At 45.5% G+C, this 4,188-nt stretch carries 5 protein-coding genes; 1 reads left to right on the top strand and 4 read right to left on the bottom strand.

Features of this window, described 5'->3' with window-relative positions; all coding sequences use genetic code 11:
• The 4 genes from QUB56_RS36380 to QUB56_RS36365 form a co-directional block, all read right to left on the bottom strand.
• A partial coding sequence (locus tag QUB56_RS36380) for a cytochrome P450 (protein ID WP_332961215.1) occupies positions 1 to 1,050 on the bottom strand: 1,050 nt, incomplete at its 3' end.
• Positions 1,051 to 1,087: 37 nt separating this feature from the next.
• Positions 1,088 to 2,362 carry a cytochrome P450 gene (locus tag QUB56_RS36375; RefSeq protein WP_332961214.1) on the bottom strand — a complete coding sequence of 425 codons (1,275 nt, stop codon included), beginning with the start codon at positions 2,360 to 2,362 and terminating at the stop codon, positions 1,088 to 1,090.
• Between the two features lie 436 nt (positions 2,363 to 2,798).
• Entirely contained in the window at positions 2,799 to 2,900 is a 102-nt protein-coding gene (locus QUB56_RS37615) for an ATP-binding cassette domain-containing protein (RefSeq protein ID WP_445243449.1), read from the bottom strand.
• Positions 2,901 to 3,061: 161 nt separating this feature from the next.
• Complete coding sequence (locus QUB56_RS36365; RefSeq protein WP_332961213.1) at positions 3,062 to 3,367, bottom strand: ABC transporter permease subunit; 306 nt, start codon at positions 3,365 to 3,367, stop codon at positions 3,062 to 3,064.
• A 349-nt stretch (positions 3,368 to 3,716) separates the two neighbouring features.
• Here QUB56_RS36365 and QUB56_RS36360 point away from each other — a divergent pair.
• On the top strand, positions 3,717 to 4,188 hold a 472-nt coding region (locus QUB56_RS36360), incomplete at its 3' end, for a protein kinase domain-containing protein (RefSeq protein WP_332961212.1).

Raw genomic sequence — 4,188 nt, 5'->3', positions numbered from 1 at the left:
GTGTTCGTTGGGCGTGCGTGTAATATCGAAAACCTCCGGTTCCTCAAACTTCTCGGGGTCATGATTCGCCGCCCCAAACCCCAGTGCGATGATGCTACCCGCCGTAATGTTCTTACCGCCAATCGTCAGGTCTTGTGTGGCAATCCGAGGCAAAAAAGGAACCGAGGTATCGAAACGGAGGATTTCTTCGACCGCGCTATTGATCAGAGTCGGATTTTTTTTCAGTTTTTGCAGTTGGTCCGGATGAGACAGCAGTGCATTCACCCCATTGGCAATCAGGTCTGTGGTGGTCAACAGACCTGCATTTAAGATATCCATACATAGAAATGGGAGTTTCTCAAGATTAAATCCCTGCTCTTGGTAAGCCACACTCAGCAGGCTAATCATGTCGGTTCCCGGTTGCTGACGCCGTTGTTCAATCAGTTGCCTGAGTAGTGCAGAAAACTGTGCGGCTGCCTTGTCTGCCTTGCGTGCCAATTCTGCCATTTCAATAGTTGAGCCGCCCGCTGCGCCAAAAAATGTGGTTAGATCCCTTGCCCATCCGAGCATCTTCGCTCTGTCGGTTTCTGGCACGCCAAATATCTCAGTAATAATGAACCTTGGTAGTGGTATCGCCAAATCCGATACAACATCCATGCCGCCCTGATTTTGAACCCGATCCAACAATCGATCCGTGGTGTTCTGGATAATAGAGCGCCAGCTTTCTATCGCACGAGTTGTAAATCCCTGCTTGCCTAACTTCCGCAGTCGGGTGTGCTCGGGTGGATCTGTATCAACCATCATGTTTGATGTCAGATCCAGGAAATTTTGGATCTCTTTGACATCCAAAGAACCTAACTTATTGATATACCACGCTGTGCGGTTTGAACTCAAACGCTCATCGTGTAAAGCCGCCTCAACATCTCTATAGCGTGTCAAAATCCAGTAGCCTCCAGACTCACAATAGTGAACGGGGTCTTCTGAACGCATCCGTTTGAAGAGTGGATAGGAATTGGCCACTGCTCCGGGTGCAAAGAGATCGTAGGTTTGCTCGTTGGCGAATGCTGACATATTTTTGTGTTGTGAATTCATGTGCAAGATAATGGTATCAATTAAGACAAGCGTCGAACTTTACCCGTAGCGAATCGAACCCCTTCAAGACCAGATTTGAATGTTTTGTGGGAATAGCTTGTTTATCCGGATCGAACCTGAGATTCGGTAGTCTTCTAAGTAATGTGGTCAAGCAAATAGTTAACTCCATGCGAGCTAAAACCGCTCCCACACAAAAGTGAATTCCTGAACTAAACCCAAGGTGTTCGTTGGGCGTGCGTGTAATATCGAAAACCTCCGGTTCCTCAAACTTCTCGGGGTCATGATTCGCCGGCCCAAACCCCAGTGCGATGATGCTACCCGCCGTAATGTTCTTACCGCCAATCGTCAGGTCTTGTTTGGCAATCCGAGTCGAAAAAGGAACGGAGGTATCGAAACGGAGGATTTCTTCGACCGCGCTATTGATCAGAGTCGGATTTTTTTTCAGTTTTTGCAGTTGGTCCGGATGAGACAGCAGTGCATTCACCCCATTGGCAATCAGGTCTGTGGTGGTCAACAGACCTGTATTTAAGATTTCCATACATAGAAATGGGAGTTCCCTATCGTTAAATCCCTGCTCTTGGTAAGCCACACTCAGCAGGCTAATCATGTCGGTTCCCGGTTGCCGACGCCGTTGTTCAATCAGTTGCCTGATTAGTGCACAAAAATTTACGGCTGCCTTGTCTGCCTTGCGTGCCAATTCTGCCATTTCAATAGTTGAGCCGCCCGCTGCGCCAAAAAATGTGCCTATATCCCTTGCCCATTCCAGCAGGTTCGCTCTGTCGGTTTCTGGCACACCAAATATCTCACTAATAATGAACCCTGGTAGTGCTACCGCCAAATCCGATACAACATCCATGCCGCCCTGATTTTGAACCCGATCCAACAATCGATCCGTGGTGTTCTGGATAATAGAGCGCCAGCTTTCTATCGCACGAGTTGTAAATCCCGGATTGCCTAACTTCCGCAGTCGGGTGTGCTCGGGTGGATCTGTATCAACCATCCAGTGTGATGTCATATCGAGGAAATTCTGGATCTCTTTGACATCCAAAGAACCTAACTTATTGATAAACAATGCTGTGCGGTTTGAACTCAAACGCTCATCGCGTACAGCCGCCTCAACATCTCTATAGCGTGTCAAAATCCAGTAGCCGAGAGCTTCGCTATAGTGAACGGGGTCTTCTGAACGCATCCGTTTGAAGAGTGGATAGGAATTGGCCAAAGCTTCCGGTGCAAACAGATCGTAGGTTTGCTCGTTGGCGAATGCTGGCATATTTTTGTGTTGTAAATTCATGTGCAAGATGATGGTATCACTTAAGACGAGCGTCGAACTTTACCCGTAGCGAATCTAACCCCTTGAAGACTAGGCTGGTATGTGTGGGAATAGCGTGCTTATCCGGAGCAAACCTGAGATTCCGCAGTCTTCTAAGTAATGCAATCAAGCAAATAATTAACTCCATGGGAGCTAAAACCGCTCCCAGACAAAACTGAATGCCTCAACTAAACCCAAGGTGTTCGTTGGGCGTGCGTGTAATATCGAAAACCTCCGGTTCCTCAAACTTCTCGGGGTCATGATTCGCCGGCCCCAAGCCCAGTGCGATGACGCTACCCGCCGCGATGTCCTTACCGCACTTGGAACACCCGCAAGAGGGAGGCTAAACGCCATATTCTCCGCTACGGTCATGTGAGGATACAAGGCGTAGGTTGGAAATACCATTGCCAACCCGCGTTTATCTGGAGGTAATTTCCTCTAGTCCGGCAATCATGCGTAACAAGGTTGATTTTCCACAACCGGACGGACTAACGAATACAACAAATTCGCGATCGCCAATATCAAGATCGATGCCTTTGATGAGCTCTGTATCGGCATAGGTTTTGTGAATATCTCTTAAAGCAACTGTGGATATGAAATACTCCTATTAAAGCATTAAAAATCAAATGATTATTTCACGGCACCAAAGGTGAGACCGCTTACTAATTGGCGTTGACTCAACTAACCGAAGATTAAAATGGGTGCGATCGCCCGAGTTGAGGCTGCCGAAAGTTTTGCCCAAAACAATCCTTGAGGACAAAAAAAAGAGGCAATAAATGCGGTTAAAGGAGCGGCATTAGCCGTTGTTAGGTTGAGGCTGCAACAGGCTTCATTCCAGGACAAAATGATCGAAAGCAATGCGGTGGAAGCAATTCCGGGCAATGCAAGTGGCAGCCACACATGAATCAGTTCTTGCTGTGTGTTTGCTCCATCCAGGCGATCGGCTTCTAGCGTCGGAATTACCTTATTTTTGTGCCTCTCACACATTTTAGTGAATTTGTCAATGCCTAAGTTCTAGATATATACGATCGGGTCGAGGCATATCTGACGATCGATATAGTAACTCTAACAAGCCCTACAAATCTCCTCTGAAGACCAACGGGGATCGCTCTTTACTCTGTTCTGCCTGCTTTTGGAGGAAACTGTAGAGCGAGATATCTCCTAATATGAATCTTTATTTTTATTTTTTTTAAGAAATGTTAAACAAAATTATTTTTAGTAAAGCTTCAGTTTTCCGGAAGTGCAGATTAGAATTACGTATCAGAGAATACATCTACTTATAAATTGACACTTCCTCAAAAGCTTGTGTATTAATATTTTAAGAGAGAATGCAATGATGATTAACTTAGCAGGCTACGAAATTACCAGCCAAATTCATGAAAGTAACAATTCTTTAGTTTACCGAGGCCTGAGAAAGCAAGACAACCAACCGATAATTCTCAAATTTCTCAAGCTAGATTATCCTCTGCCAGCTTCCTTAGTCAGATACAAGCAAGAATACGAAATTACGCGCAATCTGAACCTAGAAAGTGTCCCTAAAACCTACAGCTTAGAAAGATACCAGAACAGTTTGGTTATTATTTCCGAGGATAGTGGCGGAGAATCATTAAAGCTGTGGTTGGCTTCTAAAAAACTTACCTTACAAGAGTTTTTGTCCACAGCTATCAAAATAACCAGAGCTTTAGGCCAAATCCATCAACATAACATTATTCATAAAGATATCAACCCCAGCAATATTATTATTAACTCGACAACAGGGCTAGTCCAAATCATAGATTTTGGCATTTCTACTGTCTTATCGCGTGAGA

This window comes from Microcoleus sp. AR_TQ3_B6 (genome assembly GCF_036702785.1).
Classification (GTDB): domain Bacteria; phylum Cyanobacteriota; class Cyanobacteriia; order Cyanobacteriales; family Microcoleaceae; genus Microcoleus.
This window is presented reverse-complemented; position numbering and strand designations above follow the sequence as displayed.